The organism is Nitrospiraceae bacterium (genome assembly GCA_019637075.1).
Taxonomy (GTDB): Bacteria; Nitrospirota; Nitrospiria; order Nitrospirales; family Nitrospiraceae; genus JAHBWI01.
In genome coordinates this window covers 226,170-242,817 of record JAHBWI010000003.1, presented here as the reverse complement: position 1 = coordinate 242,817, position 16,648 = coordinate 226,170, and the positions used below count along the sequence as shown (strand labels likewise).

Annotated in this window: 11 protein-coding genes; 4 read left to right on the top strand and 7 right to left on the bottom strand. The window is 59.8% G+C overall.

All coding sequences use genetic code 11. From position 1 onward, the window contains the following. Positions 1-32: 32 nt before the first annotated feature. Positions 33-596 (top strand): TIGR00645 family protein, encoded by a 564-nt coding sequence (locus KF814_09290; GenBank protein ID MBX3236334.1) that lies wholly within the window; start codon positions 33-35, stop codon positions 594-596. On the opposite strand, the gene KF814_09285 is transcribed toward KF814_09290, so the two are convergent. The 5 genes from KF814_09285 to KF814_09265 form a co-directional block, all read right to left on the bottom strand. Beyond that, positions 593-1,369 carry a response regulator transcription factor gene (locus tag KF814_09285; protein ID MBX3236333.1) on the bottom strand — a complete coding sequence of 259 codons (777 nt, stop codon included), beginning with the start codon at positions 1,367-1,369 and terminating at the stop codon, positions 593-595. The genes KF814_09290 and KF814_09285 overlap by 4 nt on opposite strands. 196 nt (positions 1,370-1,565) lie before the next feature. Further along, entirely contained in the window at positions 1,566-2,204 is a 639-nt protein-coding gene (locus KF814_09280) for a response regulator transcription factor (GenBank protein MBX3236332.1), read from the bottom strand. After that, positions 2,197-6,459: a PAS domain S-box protein gene (locus tag KF814_09275; GenBank protein ID MBX3236331.1), complete on the bottom strand. Its 4,263-nt coding sequence runs from the start codon at positions 6,457-6,459 to the stop codon at positions 2,197-2,199. Before KF814_09275 ends, KF814_09280 begins: the two co-directional genes overlap by 8 nt. After that, complete coding sequence (locus KF814_09270; GenBank protein ID MBX3236330.1) at positions 6,441-7,751, bottom strand: PAS domain S-box protein; 1,311 nt, start codon at positions 7,749-7,751, stop codon at positions 6,441-6,443. Before KF814_09270 ends, KF814_09275 begins: the two co-directional genes overlap by 19 nt. Before the next feature lie 185 nt (positions 7,752-7,936). Further along, on the bottom strand, positions 7,937-10,429 hold the full coding sequence (locus KF814_09265) for an ATP-binding protein (GenBank protein ID MBX3236329.1): 2,493 nt from the start codon (positions 10,427-10,429) through the stop codon (positions 7,937-7,939). 207 nt (positions 10,430-10,636) lie between these two features. On the opposite strand from KF814_09265, the gene KF814_09260 reads away from it, so the two are divergent. Next, the gene (locus KF814_09260) at positions 10,637-11,563 is read left to right on the top strand and encodes a hypothetical protein (GenBank protein ID MBX3236328.1); all 927 of its coding nucleotides are present in this window, start codon (positions 10,637-10,639) and stop codon (positions 11,561-11,563) included. A gap of 1 nt (position 11,564) precedes the next feature. Here KF814_09260 and KF814_09255 read toward each other — a convergent pair whose 3' ends face one another. Together KF814_09255 and uvrA are read right to left on the bottom strand one after the other, a co-directional pair. Next, positions 11,565-11,894: a DMT family protein gene (locus tag KF814_09255; protein ID MBX3236327.1), complete on the bottom strand. Its 330-nt coding sequence runs from the start codon at positions 11,892-11,894 to the stop codon at positions 11,565-11,567. A 441-nt stretch (positions 11,895-12,335) separates the two neighbouring features. After that, the gene (gene uvrA / locus KF814_09250; GenBank protein MBX3236326.1) at positions 12,336-14,843 is read right to left on the bottom strand and encodes an excinuclease ABC subunit UvrA; all 2,508 of its coding nucleotides are present in this window, start codon (positions 14,841-14,843) and stop codon (positions 12,336-12,338) included. Between the two features lie 170 nt (positions 14,844-15,013). Here uvrA and KF814_09245 point away from each other — a divergent pair, with 170 nt between their 5' ends. Further along, positions 15,014-15,805, top strand: a complete 792-nt coding sequence (locus KF814_09245; protein MBX3236325.1) for a hypothetical protein — start codon at positions 15,014-15,016, stop codon at positions 15,803-15,805. Beyond that, on the top strand, positions 15,795-16,574 hold the full coding sequence (locus tag KF814_09240) for an MBL fold metallo-hydrolase (GenBank protein ID MBX3236324.1): 780 nt from the start codon (positions 15,795-15,797) through the stop codon (positions 16,572-16,574). Before KF814_09245 ends, KF814_09240 begins: the two co-directional genes overlap by 11 nt. The last annotated feature ends 74 nt before the right edge of the window (positions 16,575-16,648 follow it).

The window sequence follows — 16,648 nt, the reverse complement described above, 5'->3', positions numbered from 1 at the left end:
ATACGACCGTTGCAAGGAGGTTCGACGTTCGCGTGAGTCACCCGTCCCCGTCCGATTCCCCACAACCAGCCGTTTCACCCGAATCGATCAATCGCGTCGAGCAGGTTTTCGAAACGATCGTCTTTGCGAGCCGGTGGATCCAGGCCCCCCTCTATGGCGGGCTGATCATCGCCGAGCTCCTCTACGCGTACAAGTTTTTGGTCGAACTGTGGGAGATGATCTACCATATTCAGGACCACAGCGAGACTATCTTCATGCTCGGGGTCCTCTCGTTGATCGACATCACCATGGTGGCGAATCTGTTGACCATGGTCATCATCGGCGGCTACGCCACCTTCGTCAGCAAACTGGATCTGGAGGGCCACCGCGACCGACCGGACTGGTTGACCCACGTCGATCCCGGCACGATTAAGATCAAGTTGGCGGCGTCCTTGATCGGCATCTCGAGCATCCACTTGCTCAAGGCCTTCGTCAACATCGCCAACGTCCAGCCTGAACATATGAAATGGCAGATCTACATTCACATGACCTTCCTGGGATCCGCCATTCTCCTGGCCTACACCGACAAGCTGATGCAGCGCGAGCGCAAGCACTAACCCCCGATCACGCTCGAGTCCCATCCCCGTGTCTCGCCCACCGTCACGGCACCCTGCACATACAGCGCAGCGACTTGGGAGCGTCGTCTGACACCGAGTTTGCTAAATACGTTCGCCAAATAATTCTTCACCGTCTTGTCGGATAAGCCGAGCGTTCTGGCGATTTCCTTGTTGGTCTTGCCTTCAGCCACCATGGGGAGCATCCGCTTCTCCTGGTGAGACAACCGCTGCACATGCTCCACGGTCCCTTCCGACCAGGTCGCTGAATCCCATGCCCGACGTGCCCCGCCGCTCGCTGGCGAGGGCAGAGGCTGGCCGGTCTTGTAGACCACCGAACGAACGGCCTCCAGGAGTTGCCCACGCCCAAGCGTCTTCGAGATCCACCCAGGGGCGCCCACAGCCGCCGCCTTCGTCCGATCGAGTTCGCTGCCCGATTGCGTCAACAGAAAAATACGGACTTCCGGAACCGCATCCAGGAGTTTTCGGCAGGCCTCGCCCCCCAGGTCGCCGGCCAATCGACCATCGAGCAGGATCACGTCCGGCTTTAGCCGACCAGCCTCCCCTAGGGTCTCGTCGATCGTCGTCGTCTCACCGACCACTCGCAAGTCTCGCTCACCCCTCAGGAAGGTTCGCAAACCGATTCGCACCACTTCTTGCGCATCGGCGATCAATACACGAATGGCTCGCTCCTCACCGCTTCCATCTCGCAGCTCACGCCAGATCGCCGGCTCCCGTAGACGCCCTGTCCCGGTGCCAGTGCAATGTGATCCCATACCACTGCCTCCCTTCAATGTTGCGACCAAGCCGCCGGTCATCGCGGCAGATGCGCACCAGTAGGGTACCGCATCCAGTACGGCAGTACCTATCAGTGGGAACCTATTTCTATGATCGGATGAAGTCCTACAGTGGCCGGCGTGGAAGCGAGTCGGCAACCGATCGCGGCGTGCCCAGCGGGCACGGCAGATGCGGTCAGACCGACAGTTGGTGATCGATGGCGTACTTCACGAGCTCGCCGGTGGAGCGCAATTCCAGTTTCTCCAATAGCCGCGAACGGTAGGTACTGACCGTCTTCACGCTCAACGACATGTGGGCCGCAATCGCGGAGATGGATTGCCCCTTTCCCAACAATCGCAAAACCTGCATTTCCCGGTCAGACAGACGCTCGTGTAGCTGCCCGGACTCCCCGGTCTCCAGAATCGATGCAATTTGGTCGGCGAGCGCGTCCGTAATGTACCGGCCGCCCTGGAGGATGCGCCTCACCGCCGCCATGAGCTCAGACGGAGCCCGATCTTTGGTCAGATACCCGGACGCCCCCGCCTTGAATGCCCGCCAGGCAAATTCCCGTTCCGGGTAGAGGCTCAGCATCAGCACGGGCAATTTCGGCTGAAGCAACTTGGCTTCCTTGAGCACATCCAATCCGTGTTTATCCGGCAGCGCGATATCGAGAATCATGAGGTCCCAGGGCCGGCGCCGAACCGCTTCCAACGCCTCCTCTCCGGTCTTGGCTTCGCAGATCTCGGAACAGAGCTCCTCATCTTCCAGCAAGTCGCGCACCCCCCGTCGGACAACGGGATGATCGTCAGCAATGAGACAACGATACTTAGTCATGGGCTTGGCTCCTCCGTCGGCGACGCGGTGTCGTCGCCCCTGTCACGCGCTTTTCACTTGGTCGTGAGGGCAACGGGGCCGGGATCCGCACCTGAACGGTGGTCCCGGCGCCGGGAGCGGAGAGAATGTCCACCTGTCCGGCCAGGATCTCAACCCGCTCCCTGATTCCACGCAATCCGAACCCTCCGGTAGGGGACAGCGCCGCGACATCAAATCCGATCCCATCATCCTTCACCGTCAGCCTCCACTCTCGGCGACTTTCATGAACCACCACGGCAACCTGCGTGGCTTGCGCATGGCGGATCACATTAGTCAGCAACTCCTGAACAACCCGATAGATGGCCGTCTCGACCGTCGGGGACCGAGCCGCACGACGTTCGCGCCGTTCAAATTCCAGCGAGCAGCGCAATCCCGTCCTCGCTTGGACATCCGCAATCAAGGCTTCTAGGCCGGCCTTCAATCCCAATTCTTCCAGCACCGGCGGCCGCAGAGCCCGTACGATTTGGCGGAGCCGGGTGAACAAAAGATCCGTCGTCTCAAGCGCACGCGCCAGCCGCTCGTAGCTGGCCCCCCCGGCGGACTTGAGTCGCCCCGCGAGGCTCCGCTTGACCGAGGTGAGGTCGAACTTGAGGGAGGCAAGCAATTGCCCAACCTCATCGTGCAATTCACGAGAGAGCCGGCGACGCTCGTTGGACTCGACTGTCTGCAATTCCTGCGACATAGCTTGCAGGCGCTGATAGGCAGCCTCCAAGGAGGCATAGGCTCGCTTCGATCCGGTGACGTCGATCATGGCCCCGATCAGACGGACCGCAACCCCTGCCTCGTTCCGCACGATGTGGGCACGGTCCAAAAAATGGCCGTACGTGCCGTCGGCAAGGCGAAATCGGTATTCGGCGGAAAATGATCGCAGGTCTGATTGGACGGCGCTCTCCGCAAGGGTCAGGATCCGTTCCTTGTCATCGGGATGCAGTCGGCTGATCCAAGCCTCGACGCTCGGCTCATTCTGCGGGTCATAGGCGAACCGCTCGCACGCGTTGGGGCTCCACCAGTGGTCGTTTGTGGTCAAATCCCAATCCCACAAAATATCATTGGTGGCCTCCGCAACCAGCCTGAATCGCTCCTCACTGTCCCGAAGCGACCGCTCCGTCCGATACCGCTCGATGGCAATGCCTCCAAGATGCCCTCCGGTCTGTACCAACTTCAGCTCTCTCTCCGACGGCCGGTGCGGCTCACGGCTATAGACGGCGAACGTCCCCAATACGGCCCCATCGCGGCCACAAATCGGGGTCGACCAACAGGCTCGTAACCCATACTGCAAGGCGAGGTCACGGTATCCATCCCAACGCGGTTCGGTCGAGATATCGTCCGTCACGACGGTTTCACCGGTAAACGCTGCCGTGCCGCAGGAACCAGCCGTCGGGCCGATCCTGATGTCGCCGATGGAGGCATGGTACTCGGACGGCAGGCTGGGACCCGCAGCAAACCGGAGTCGGTCGCCATCCCGGAGAAGAATGGTACAGAAGAGACCATCCGCCTGGCCTTCGATCACACGACACAGCATTGTCAACGTATCGGACAATGCCGAGCCTTTTTCGATCGATTCCAGAATGGCTCGTTGCCCTTCGCCCAATCGTTCGATACGCTTGCGCTCGGTGATATCGACCACCGAAGCCAAGACCGCCATGCCCTGGATGGTATCTATCGGCGACAGGCCGATTTCGACAAAGACCATTCTTCCGTCCTTGCATCGGCCTCTCAGATCGCGGCCTGCCCCCATCGTCCGCGCCGCCGGATTCCTAAAAAACGAGCGGACTGCCTCCCCATGGTTTCGGCGTACATCGTCGGGCAGTAACAGGTCGACCGTTTTGCCGAGAAGTTCTTCCCGGCTATACCCGAAAATCTTCTCCAGCGCGGCGTTCACGAGGATGATGCGTTCCTCTGAATCCAGCACGATCATCCCGGCGGGGGCCATTTCAACCACGTTGCGGAATCGCGCTTCGCTCTGTTGCAGCGCCTGCTCCGCCTGTATCCTATCCGTGATTACTTCAGAAAAGATGATCAGGCCCTTGACGGTTCCCGTCGCAGGCCAAGGACGGACTTCCCATCGGATCCATTCGATCCGCCCATCCGCACGTTTCCATTCGTCGGCATCGCAACCTTCAATCGCCCCCGCAAGCCCACGCCGATGGGCCTCTTTCCACCGTTCAGGGAGGTCCGGCAGCAGATCGTAATGACTCCGTCCCAAGAGTCCCTCTTTGCTAACCCCGAACCCATTACACCAACGATTGCTGGCAGCGAGATAGCGCATCTCTCGATCGAACATTGCGATTGCAGCCGGTGCATGCTCGACGAAAAGGCTTAGCTTCTGTTCACTTTCTCGAAGCGCCTCCTCAAATCCTTTTCGTTCCGTTACATCCTCTGCGATGCCGGCGATTCGATAGATACGCCCGGTCTTGTCCCGCACGGGAAACGCTCGATCGAAGATCCACCGCACGGACCCGTCCGGCCGGACAATGCGGTATTCCTCCCGATACTCGCCCGTCACCTGTTTGGTGAGGGCCGCCTCGAGAACGCGACTTCGATCATCGGGGTGTACCGTATACAACCAGGAGCGGGGATCGACTTCCAGGCTTTCGCATTTCCGTCGCCAGATTTCCTCGTAGCTCGGGCTGACGTAGATGACGCGATCCTTATCGACGGTCGTCAACCAGAACACTTCCTTGATATTCTCCGCCAATTGCCGAAACCGCTCCTGACTCTCGTGAAGCTCCGCTTCAGCTACGATCCGCTCCGTGACGTCGAATGCCAGTACCAAGTCGGCCCGCCGCCCGTCGAATTGAAGCCTGTGCGAGGTGATCTCGACATCGATTGGAGTGCCGTTCTTTTTCAGGTGACGCGAGATTCCCGTCCGCTCCACGCCCGATTCGACGTCTTCCGCCGGCTGAATGTCTTTAATGGTCCTCTGCAAAAATTCGTCGCGACTGTACCCGTAGTGAGCCACCGCTGCATCATTCACCGCCAGGAAGGCCAGCGTCTCAAGGTCATACACCCACATGGGATGGGGGCTCGCCATGAACAAATGTCGGTAGCGTTCTTCACTCGCCAGCAAGGCCCGTTCAGCCAGCTTGCGTTCGGTGATATCGAGCAGCACGCCGAGCGCCCGCTCAAGTTCCCCTGCCTGGTCATAAACCCCGCGCCCCTTCGCGAAGATCCATTTGACCTCTCCGTTCGGCAACTCCACCCGATATTCCGCCTGGTACTCGGTCTTTTCGCGCATACATTGAGCGAACCACTCGCTGACCCTCGGCCGATCGTCATGGTGGACACGGGAGATGCAATCGTCGTAGGTAGCTCGATCCTGCGGCCCAAAACCGAACATCGCCAAGGCCTTCTCCGAAAAGATCGTGCGGTCCTCTCGGACATTGTAGTCGAACGTACCTTCCTCGGCCGCCTCGAGCGCCATCCGCAACTCCGCCTCGCGATCGATCAGCGCCCGTTCGGCACGCTTCCCCTCCGTGATATCCTTGGCGTAGGCCACCCGCGAGATCGGTTGTCCCCGTTCGTCCCGAATCACCGTGACTTCAATCCAGACCGGAAAGATTGTTCCATCCTTGCGCTGGTAAATGCTTTCGTAAGACAGATGGCCGCCTCGGTCGGCCGCCTCAAGCCGCCCCTTGATCAACGCGCGGGCTTCTGGCGCATAGATGTTGAGAATCGGCTGGCCGACCAACTCGTCGATTCGATATCCTAGTTGCCTGGCAAATGCTTGATTGACCGATAAAATGGTATTGGTCCGAACATCACCATAGGCCAACCCAAATTCGGCCTGCTCGAACACCTGCTTCCATCGCTGCGCATCGAGTTCCAGGATTTTTCGTTCGGTGATATCCGAAATCGTCCCGACCATCCGATAGACTTCCCCGGCTTCGTTTCGCAGGGCCTTTGCACGGCTGCGTACCCAACGATAACTCCCGTCCCTATGAAGCAGACGACATTCCACATCGTAGGGCACCCCATGCCCAAGGTGCTCCCTTACCGCAAGACCCACCGCCTGGGCATCGTCCGGATGGATTCTCGAGAAAAAGGCGGACTCGTTATTCGGCAATTCGCTTTCGGCAAAACCGAGGAGTTCCTTCCATCGGCGTGACAGATAAAGTTCCCCGGTGATCGGGTTCCAATCCCAAATTCCGTCCGAGGTGCCCTCCAACGCCAACGCGTACCGTTCTTCGCTGTCTCTCAGCCGCTGCTGTGCCATCTCGCGGGCAAGCTCACTCCCCGCTCGGCCCGCAGCAGTGATTCCGCCCACACTGCGTCGCGCAGCGGCGCTCGTCCGAGCAGGGCGATCCAGCCGATCGGCTCGCCGGTCTTGGAGGGGACAATCAGGGCCATGTAGGAAGTGATGGCGAGACGGCGCAGCATATGGTCCTGCGGAAAGGCAACCTGGACATCGGTGGGATAGTGACAGAAGGCCCGATGCACCACGGTCTCGCATGGTGTCCCGGCCAAATCGTACTCGAACGACTTCATCGGGCCGTCAGGTCCGCAGCCGGCCAACGCCTGCGCTCGATGCAAACCCGGCAGCTGCCGCGAACAGAATGCATATTCCACCCCGGTCGCCCGTGCGAGTGTTTCGACGAGTTCCTGCAAAAACGCCATGCCGGTCGACTGTCTCGTTCCGGCAATCAGCCGCAGGACTTCCTCCTTCCGCTTCTGGAGCGTGATGTCCCTGACCGTCAGGAAGTGGCCCACACACTGCTCACCTTGAGACAAGGGCCCAATGGTCCAGCTGACATGAGCGATCGAGCCGTCTTTTTTGACAAATCTATCGTCACTACACCGTCGGGCCAAATCTCCGGCACAGGCGTCCTTGAGTTCACAGGAGGAATCCGAACGGCGACGATCATCCACCTCGTGACGGTGCACGGCTTCGTGCAGGGATTGTCCCACGAGTTCCGATGCGGCGATGCCCAGAAGTCGCTCCGCCTCCTGATTCATGTAGGAGACCTGTCCGTCCCGCGTGGTCACAATGACCGCGTCCACCATCTGGTCGGCGATGTTCCGAACGGCTGCGCCAGCGACGGCGGTCGGGTCCCGCCGCAATCGGCGCAGCTCCAACTGTGCGGCCACTTGCCCCGCCAATCGTCCCAGGGCCAGGACTGCTTCCTGCAGAAGCGTGCGAGGGACCCGATCCATGACAGCGATAGCTCCTATCGCATAGCCATCCTCCGTCACCACCGGCACGCCGCAATAAAACCGCACGTGAGGGTCCCCTACCACGAGTTCATGCGAAGAAAAACGGGGATCGGCCTGGGCATCCGGAACGAGGAAGGGAGCTCGAGTCGTAACGGCGTGGGAGGAGAATCCGGCAGAGCGGCTTGTCCCGCCGGTGGTCAGTCCAACCGTGGCCTTGAACCATTCGCGCTCACGGTCGACAAACGCGATGACGGAAAAGGGAGTATTGCAGAGAGACGCCGCCAACTGCGCAAGGTCGTCGAAGGCGGCCTCGGGAGAGGTATCAAGAATCCCGAAGCGTGCGAGAGCGCTCACGCGAGCGGTCTCATGAGATGGCAGGGTGTGCGTCACCATTCAGCACTCCCAAGCGGCGAACTCGATGAAGCTTACGTACGTATAGGAATCTCGTTTTGTACCATACCTCCCCAGGCAGCGACCAGGGCCGAACGGGATTGGCATAGGACCGTTTGGCCCCCGTTCAGACACTTAGCCGGCTGAGGCTAGGACCAAGCCGCGACGAGCGTCCCGTCGCCGCCACGCCAATGAGGCGTCCATGCCAAGGCAACAAGTGTTACCGCGATATTCGATTTGGTGGGCTTGATGGTGACCGATTCGAGTTTTTCGGCCAACGGATCGGTGGCCGCAGCCAAGGCATCGCTCTCGGCCCTGAATTGGGATTCGAGTTCGGCCAACTGCTGTTGGATCGCCGCCGCATTTTCTTCGGCGTGGCCGACGTCCTGCGATTCCTTCAACACCCTGCCCGCGCTTCGAATGGCGGTGGTGGCGCGGCCGATGTTGGTCGCGCTGATGGCCTTGCGCCCGAGGAACGCGCCGAGGATCGATGCCCCCACGGACAACGCAGCCTGCACCTGGCTGGTTCGCGATTCGCTTTGCTGCTTCGCTTTGGCCTGCTCCGCCCGTCGGACCCGGTCCTGGAGTGCGGCGATCTTCGGGGCGTATTTTTGCCGGAGCAGCTCGGCTGCGCGATCGCGCTGTTCGCGCCCGGCCTGCTGCAGTCGAACCCGGAAATCCCGCTCAGGCTCTCCCGGCATCGACAACATCTTGCTGCTCGGGCTCCGGAACACATCGATCTTCTGCGTGCGAAACAGCCAGCCGGCGAGATCTCGATTCCAGTCCGCATAGTTCTTCGACTTGGCGGCGCTCCCAGGCAACGGAACGAACTGCGCGTTTTTCTCAGGAGACGGCTCGAGATCCCCCGGGACGACCTCCGCCGCGACGGCCCGGCTCCAATCAACCGGCACCGCCCCGTCTGTGATCGGGGCGAGCATGGTGACGGTCTGCAGCTGGTCGATGCTGTTTTTCGCATCGGCGAATCGGATCTGTGCGGAACCCAACACCATCGGCAGGTACAACAGGCCGGCATTCGCCGGAACGGACCCGCGTACCGGAATGAACTGCTGCGGGACGTCTGGGGGGACGACCGGACGCGAAGCGGAGGACGGGAGAATAGAGACGGTCGCATCGGAAACCGTGACGCCGGCCGCATCACGATTCACATCCCCCCTGTTGCGTCTGACCGGCTCCATCAAGGTTTTGATCTGGGTTCGCGTCAACGGTCCCCGCAGATAGGAGAGGCACCAGCGGGTTTCAAACACCACCGGTTCATCTTCATGGACATTGTTCATCAAAAAGATACGGTTGCCGAGGCCCGCAAGGATTTGCTCCATGCGCCCCTTGTCGAATTTCTTTCCTGCACCCGCAGACGCCCCCTCCAAACCTTCGAGCACGCGGGCCTTATCCCGTTCGGTCTGCAGCCGCCCAATGAACCACGTGCCGGTATTTGCCAAGCCCTTGTAGTCAAGGTCGACCGGGTTCTGCGTCGCCAGCACCACCCCCAAGCCGAAGGCCCGCGCTTGCTTGAGCAAAGTCATGAGGGGTAGCTTCGACGGGGGGTTGGCCACGGGAGGGAAGTATCCAAAGATTTCGTCCATGTACAAAAGGGCCCGAAGGCTGGTGGTGCCGGACTGTGCCCGCATCCACCCGACCATCTGACTCAAGAGGAGGGTGACGAAAAACATCCGCTCCGCATCGTTCAAATGCGCGATCGAGAAAATGGTGATGCGCGGTTTGCCCGAAGCCGTATACAGCAACGATTGCACGTCGAGCGCCTCTCCCTCCAGCCAGGCTTGAAAGCCCGGGGCGGCGAGCAGATTATTGAGCCGCATCGCCAGCGCGAATCGCTCCTTTGACGGAAAGAACGAATCCACGTCGAGCACGCCGATCTTTGTCAGGGGAGGTGCTTGAATGGCCTGGATCAACGCCGCCAGATCGAGGTCCTTCCCCTCTCTCCAGGTCCGATCCAGAATGGTCGACAGTAAGATATGCTCGCGGCTCTGAATCGGATCGGCCTCGATCCCGAGCAACCCCAACAAACTTGTAACGGTGGTGCTGATCCGTTCCCGCAGCAGTTCAGCGTCATCGAGCACATCCTGTCCCGGTGCGGCAAAGGACTTGAGGATGGAAATCGGCAACCCAGCGGTGCTCCCGGGTGTGTAGATACTGAACTCAGCGGCGTCTCGTAGCCGCTGAATCCGCGCGCCGTCCTGCTGCCAGGAGGCCAGCCCCTTGGTCCAGAGTTCCGCCTGCGCCTTGGCATAATCGGCCGGCGACAGTCCTTTCTTCCTCGCGTCATCCTCATTGATCCAAGGTTGAAAGTCCTCGCCCTTCAAACCGGGGAACGTCAGCAGCAGATTGCCGAGATCGCCCTTGGGGTCGATGATGATCGCGGGGATATTGTCGATCGCAGCTTCCTCGAGCAGCGCCAGGCAGAGCCCGGTCTTTCCGCTGCCGGTCATTCCGACACAGACCGCATGTGTCACCAGATCCTTAGAGTCGTACAGCAGCCAGCCAGGTCGCCCCTGCTTGGTCGCCAGGTCGTACGGCCGACCCAGATAAAACACACCGAGCTTTTCAAAATCCTCGGCAGACTGGGCGCCGGCTTGTTCGGGCGCGGCAGACTTGGTCGCCTTCATGGCCGATTTCGCTTTTTGATCGGTTTTCTTCGGAGGCATGGATTGAGACTCCGGGCTATGGGTTGGAGCGCAGAAACAGGGATCGACCGGGGCATTCTAGTAACGGTCGGCCGAGACTGCAAGCGTCCCAACCACGTAAAACTTTCAGGGAGAAGCCTACGTAGATCGACGGTTGCCAAATGAGATCGATGTAGGCAGGATGGCCGAATGCTACGACGCTGCCTTGGATTACTCATACTGTCGCTGACTGGAGCGCTCCTCGCCGTGGACACCCCCGTGCAGGCCGAACCTCCGCCTCAAAGCATTCACTGGGGAGCCATTGCGTTTCCCGACCACGACCGCACTCTGACCTTGGGTATACCCGTCATGGACCGATTCACCGAATTCGACGGAGCACGGCGGCGCTACAACGACATCCGAGAAACAATGGGATTCAATTTCTTTACCCTCAGCTGGACGGAGCCGCTTGCGTCGCTTCCTGGTTGGAATCTCAATCTGACGGCGGGCGGCGGCCCTACTAGAGACGGCCCCAGTCGATTCCTCCAGAACGACGTCATCCACAAGCTGCGCAACTTTGATCCGGTACCAGTCGGCAACAAACGCGATGCCGACGATTTCATGCTGAGCGGGTCCCTGACGCGGTGGTTCGGCCTCCTCGGGACGAAGGACGTGTTTTTCGCGGGAATCGGAACGGCGGGCGGCTCGCTCTACTACGAACCCTATGCGCAAGCCGGGTTCCGCAGACTCTCCCTGCTCGATCCGTTGCCTCTGCTCGGGGACTATCTGCGCTTTTCAGCGATGGCGCGATACGGCCGCCCTTACAGCGGCGCCGCCTTTCACCAAGCCGCGCCGCAATCCTACCTGGGGCAGGCATCGGTGGGCCTCGGCAACTATCGGAATTGGGAGGACTGCACTCCCTGGGAAATCGAGTTGGCCGTGACCTTCGACTCAGGGCTCTTTGTGGACCACCGGGGGGATTCGTTGGAAGAACGATTCGTGTCGTTGGCGTTCCGCTATTCGGCCTTCAGTTTTGAAACGTGGAACGACCTCATCAATCAGAAAGACTATGGCCCGACCTTCGGCGCCCGGCTGACGCTCGACCTGCTGTACATGTATGAGCGGTGGTGGCGGTAACTCACCACTCCTTGAAGACAAAGAAGACCGCTCCCACCATCATCCCGAAGCCCACCAGATAATTCCACTTCAGCGGTTCTTTGAGGTACCACACCGAAAACGCACAAAAGACGACTAATGTGATGACCTCTTGGATCGTCTTCAACTGCGCCGCCGTAAACGAATAGTGCCCGATGCGGTTGGCCGGAACCTGAAAGCAGTATTCGACGAAGGCGATCCCCCAACTGACCACGATCGCCTGCCACAGCGGCACATCCTTGTACTTCAAATGGCCGTACCACGCGAAGGTCATGAAGATGTTGGAGATCGTCAGCAAGACAATGGTGTGCATGGAGACTCCGATCGCCTAGTCCGTCAGGGGCCCACTCAAAAAGGCAGACCACATCGCCTCTCTACTTCCATACTAGGGAGAGAGGACGAGTTGGGCAAACATTTCGACAGTTCTTTGAAGAACAGGCACGGTGACGTCGGTCCTGGCGAGCAGTGATGTTGAGAAGACAACGCCTGCAGGCGGCTCACGGCGATCGCCGCGCCCAGCCGTAGCGTTTCTTTCCTTGCTGGGAAGAGTGGGACTTCGTCGACCCGCTATAGGGGGGACGGGCAGGAATACGAGCCGAGAGCAGACAGCCGTGCGCCGACGAGCCGCATCCGGTCGCGCTCTAGAGGAGCACACGGCCAAGCCGGGCGGCACACAAGCAAACCCTATCCAAGACATTACGACGGATAAGAGAAGAGTCAACCTTCCTCCGCCGTTCCTTGTCGCTGACGAGCTTCACAGCCCCGCCTCTTTCAACACCTGGCCCGTGTACGAACGCTTTGCCTTGGCAATCTCGCCCGGTGGCCCTTCGGCCACAATCTCGCCACCACGGTCTCCACCTTCCGGCCCGAGATCAATGAGCCAGTCGGCGTTCTTGATGACGTCGAGATTGTGTTCGATGATCACGATGGTATTGCCCGCTTCAACCAATCGGTTGAGCACGTCGAGCAGGCGCTGGGTGTCCGCGAAGTGCAGGCCGGTCGTCGGCTCATCGAGGATGTACATCGTGCGGCCGGTCGGTCTCTTGGACAATTCGCGCGAAAGCTTGACCCGCTGTGCTTCCCCTCCCGAGAGGGTCGTGGCTGACTGGCCCAGCCTGACGTAATGCAGCCCGACGTCATGCAGCGTCTGAAGCTTGGCCTTGATGTGGGGGATGTGCTCGAAGAATTCCAGCGCGTCATCGACGGTCATATTCAAGATATCGGCGATACTGCGCCCCTTGTACTGGATGTCCAGCGTCTCTCGGTTGTACCGCTGGCCCTTGCAGACCTCGCAGGTCACGTAGACGTCTGGCAGGAAATGCATTTCGATCTTGATGAGGCCGTCCCCTTGGCAAGCCTCGCAGCGTCCGCCTTTGACGTTGAAGCTATAACGCCCCGGCTTGTAGCCGCGCACGCGAGATTCGGGCAGGTTGGAAAACAGATCGCGAATGAACGTGAACAGGCCGGTATAGGTCGCAGGATTGGAACGCGGCGTCCGACCGATCGGCGACTGGTCGATGTCGATGACCTTGTCCAACGCATCAACACCCGATAAATTCTTGCACCCGTCGATCTTGGGCTTCTTGTGATACAGCAACTGCGAGAGCGAATGGAACAGTACCTCGAGCACCAAGGTGCTCTTACCGGAACCCGAGACACCGGTCACGCAGGTCATCAGCCCCAGCGGAATCTTGACCGTCACGCCCTTGAGGTTATGTTTCTTTGCGCCGACAACCGTGAGATAGCCTTTCGGCTTGCGGCTCCGCTGCGGAAGGGACACGGCCATCTGCCCCTTGAGATACTGCCCCGTCAATGAATCGGGGTTGGCCTTGATTTGAGCCGGTGTGCCTTGGGCGACGATCTTGCCCCCTTGAGTCCCTGCGCCTGGCCCCAGGTCGAGGATGTGGTCTGCCGCATCCATCGTTTCGGCATCGTGCTCGACTACGACCACCGTGTTGCCCAGGTCACGCAGGCGCAGCAGGGTCTGCAGCAACCGCCGGTTGTCCCGCTGATGAAGCCCAATGGAGGGCTCGTCCAGGATGTAGAGGACCCCGACGAGTCCGGAGCCGATCTGTGTCGCCAGGCGAATCCGCTGCCCTTCGCCGCCGGAAAGCGTAGCGGCCGGCCGATCCAGCGTCAGATAATCCAACCCCACATTGACCAGAAATCCCAGGCGCTCGCGGATTTCCTTGAGGATCCGATGGGCAATGACCAGTTCGCGTTCGCTAAACTTGAGGCCGCCGAAAAAATCCGCGGCCGCCCGGACGGACAACCGCGTGACTTCGGCGATCGAGCGCTTATTAATTTTGATCGAGAGACTTTCGGGTTTCAGCCTGGCGCCCTGGCAGGTCTGGCAGAGTTCAAGCAGCGTGAAGTCTTCGTCTTCTGGACAGCCCGGCGTCACCGCATACCCGATGCCGTCGCAGGCCGGGCAGGCTCCGTGGGGACTGTTGAACGAAAACACTCGCGGGGTCACTTCAGGGTAACTCACGCCGCAGCTGATGCAGGCCAGTTGCTCGCTATACAGTTGCGCCTTCCCCTGCTCCGGCAGCACACCAACCAAGCCCCCGGCCAGTTTCAGGGAGTTTTCCACCGAATCAGCGAGCCTGCGGGCCAGGGCTTCCCCCGGCTTCATAACCAATCGGTCGACGACGATCTCGATTGTATGTTTTTTCTGCTTGTCCAGCGTGATGTCATCGCCCAAGTCGACCATCTCGCCGTCGATGCGCGCCCGCACATAACCGGCGCGCCGCATCTCGAGCAGTTCCTTCCGGTATTCTCCCTTTCGACCACGCACGATCGGCGCGAGAATCTGGAACTTTGCCCCTTCCGGCAACTCCCGAATAGCATCGACCATCTGCTGAACGGTTTGGGCGGTGATCTCATTTCCACACTGAAAGCAGTAGGGCCGCCCGACCCGGGCGAACAGAAGCCGCAGGTAGTCATAGATCTCGGTGACCGTCCCGACCGTAGAGCGGGGATTGTGGCTGGTGCTCTTCTGCTCGATGGAGATCGCCGGCGACAGGCCCTCGATGGAATCCACATCGGGCTTACCCATCTGTTCTAGGAACTGGCGGGCATAGGCGGACAGGGACTCGACATATCGCCGTTGCCCTTCGGCATAGATGGTGTCGAACGCCAGCGAGGACTTGCCTGAGCCGCTGAGGCCCGTGATGACGACCAGCTTGTCGCGGGGGATCTCGACGTCGAGGTTCTTGAGATTGTGCTCGCGCGCGCCCTTGATGACGATGGAATTGCTCATGGGAGGCGGGATTATAACATGGGCTCATCTGCAGCCTCGACGTTCCGGCCTTCTTGCCCTTCCCTTACGGAGTGCCCCTTCCCCGCAAGCTACAGTTTCTTCGTCGTTCGGCCGATATAGTCCTGGATCAAGGTACCACCCCAAACCCACACATTGGGTCACTACTCATCATGCAGAACGGTCTGGAACAATACAAACGCAATATCAATCAGTTGTTTGGGACCTGCGTCGAAATTTTGAACGTCGGCCGCTCCCTGCAGCAGCTCTCGCTCTCGATGCAAATCCTTGCCAACAATGGCGTGGTCCAGGCTGCCCGCATCAGCGGCGGCAAAGGACGTCCCATGCTGGCCCTGGTCGAAATTCTGAGCAATACCCCTAAGGAAATCAGACCAGAAGTCAAACACATCGAGGAGTTATGCGCCACGCTGGCCCGCCTCACCGCAAGCAGTTCCAGCATCGTGTGGCGGTATCATCAGTTGATTGCCAGCCTCCTCTTCGCGGTCTCAGTCCATGCGCCGCAGACGACGAGAACCGACACCCCTGATTTGTCCCTACTCCACTTCACCAGTCAGGACGATCTGGCCGTCCTCGTCCGACACCCTTCACTGGTCGCGGCGGAGGGCTTGGAGCGGCACAATTACGCCTACATCGCCGAACTCTGCGGCTCGGATCTGACGCACCTGCAGGCCGAACTGACGGCTGCGCTTCGTTGTTTGGAAGAGACCCATCAGGCCTTAAACGGGCTGAAAACTATCGGATCGACGGTGCGCTATATGGCTTTTTGTATCGCATCGGAAGCCGCGGGCTTGGCCGAGGCCGAAGCCAGCTTTAAGACATTGGCCACGGAAATCAACGAGGTCGTCGATGACCTCGATGCCAAGATGAAAGCGATGCGAGGAGCCATCGACCACGGATGCGAGGTGTTGACCTCGCTGCTGAAAGGACAGGTCTATGCAGAGTAAGGTGCTCTTCAACAATGACGGCCATCAGTGGATCGTCTTGGGGCGCGACCCGGCCAAGGACAGCCACGTGATCGACACGAACGAATATGCCATTATCCACAAGGGCAAAGCGATGCTGCTCGATCCGGGTGGCGTCCAGATTTTTCCTCATGTCCTCGCCGAGTTGGCCAAATACGTTCGAATGCAGGACATCGAGGTGATTTTTGCCAGTCACCAGGACCCGGACATCGTCTCCTCACTGGCCATGTGGATCGATCTGAATCCCAAGATCGAGACCTATTGCTCGCGTCTCTGGACGAGCTTCGTGAGCCATTTCAGCGCCGGCACGGTGATTAAACTGAGCGGCATTCCGGATGAAGGTATGCGGATCAGGATCGGCGAGCGGGGCCCCGAGATGCAGGCGGTCCCGGCTCACTATTGCCATTCGTCTGGCAACTTTTCACTGTATGATCCGATCGCGGGCATTCTCTTCTCCGGCGACATTGGATCCGCCCTGGTACCGAGCCATGAATCCAGCCTAGTGGTAGCGGATTTCCAGCAACACATCCAGTACATGCGCGGCTTCCACCTTCGGTGGATGCCGTCGTCCGAAGCCTTGCGCGGATGGGTGCAGCGTGTGCGAGCCATCAACCCACGTATGATCTGCCCGCAACATGGATCGATTTTCGAAGGTGAGATGGTCGTCCAACTCCTGAACTGGCTGGAAAGCCTCGAGGTCGGCCAGTGGAAGAATGAACCGCCTCAAGCTGCCACTCGCGCCGCGGCCTAGGCCGCGGCGTCACGTGGGCTCCCTCCGTTTCGTTCTCGAACCTTGACAAAGCTTGAAACTGGGTGCTACCACGC